The 1,209-nt window shown below is 26.6% G+C and carries 1 protein-coding gene; it reads right to left on the reverse strand.

The window, feature by feature from the left end; genetic code table 11:
- Nucleotides 1-48: 48 nt before the first annotated feature.
- Nucleotides 49-1,200, reverse strand: coding sequence for an alanine racemase (gene alr, locus NSA58_RS20445; RefSeq protein WP_039681462.1), 1,152 nt, complete (start codon nt 1,198-1,200; stop codon nt 49-51).
- Between the last annotated feature and the right edge of the window lie 9 nt (nt 1,201-1,209).

A 1,209-nucleotide genomic window follows, 5' to 3' on the forward strand; every position in this document is an offset into this window, starting at 1 on the left:
ATATAAACATTTTTAATAAATCAAATTTAAAATAAGTAAGTCAAGTTTTTAATTTAATAAATAATTAATACTATAAGTTTTATTATTGTCTTTATATACTCTTGTAACTCTTCTATTAATCATACATAAAACTTCATAATTAATAGTATCATTTCTTTTCGCATTTTCTTCTACGCTAATCTCTCTTATATCATTGTCCATAATTATAACTTCATCACCTATTTCTATATTCATGGATAAAGGAGCTTTCACCATACATTGGTCCATACACACTCTCCCCACAACCTCCAATATTTCTCCTTTTATAAAAACTTTAGGATTATGTTGAATTCTATTAAATCCATCTGCGTATCCTATAGAGATTGTGACAATCTTACACTTTTCACTTGTTTTATAAACATGACCATAGCTAATACCCACATTTTCATCTAACACTTTTACATTGGTAACAGATGACTTTAGTTTCAAACAAGGCTTTAATCTTATTTCTTTATTAACTTCATCTGAAGGATAATATCCATATAATATGATACCTACTCTTACCATATTAAATAGATCTTCATTTAAATCTATGGTTGCTGCACTATTAGCCACATGTTTTATAGGTATATCTATATGTAGATTATTTAGCTTTTCAATTACTTTTTTATATTTATTTAATTGAATTAAAGTAGTTGTCTTATCTTCTTCATCTGCCTTTGCAAAATGAGTAAAGATCCCTTCTATATATATGTTTTCTAGCTTATTTATTTCTTCAATTGGTTCTATAGACTCCTCTGCTAAGAATCCAAGTCTACTCATTCCTGTATCAATCTTTATGTGTATTTTAGCTATTTTATTTGCTTGTTTAGCTATTTCATCTACCTTTTTAGCGTATTCCAAATTATATACTGTAATAGAAATTTCTTTCTCTATGGCATCTTTTATCATAGATATATCTGTATATCCTAAACATAAAATAGGTAATCTAATATTATTATTTCTAAGTTCTAATCCTTCTTCCACTCTAGCAACTGCAAAAAAATCTATATTCTTATCTTCTAAGTATTTTGAAATTTCAACTGCTCCACAGCCATAGGCATTGGCTTTTACCACACAACATACTTTTATTTTTTCTTTCAAACTATTTTTTATTTCATTTAAATTATCACCTATATTATTTAAGTTAATTTCAGCCCAAACTCCTGATTTGATTATCATCTTTACCTC

This window comes from Terrisporobacter muris (assembly GCF_024621905.1).
Taxonomy (GTDB): Bacteria; Bacillota; Clostridia; order Peptostreptococcales; family Peptostreptococcaceae; genus Terrisporobacter; species Terrisporobacter muris.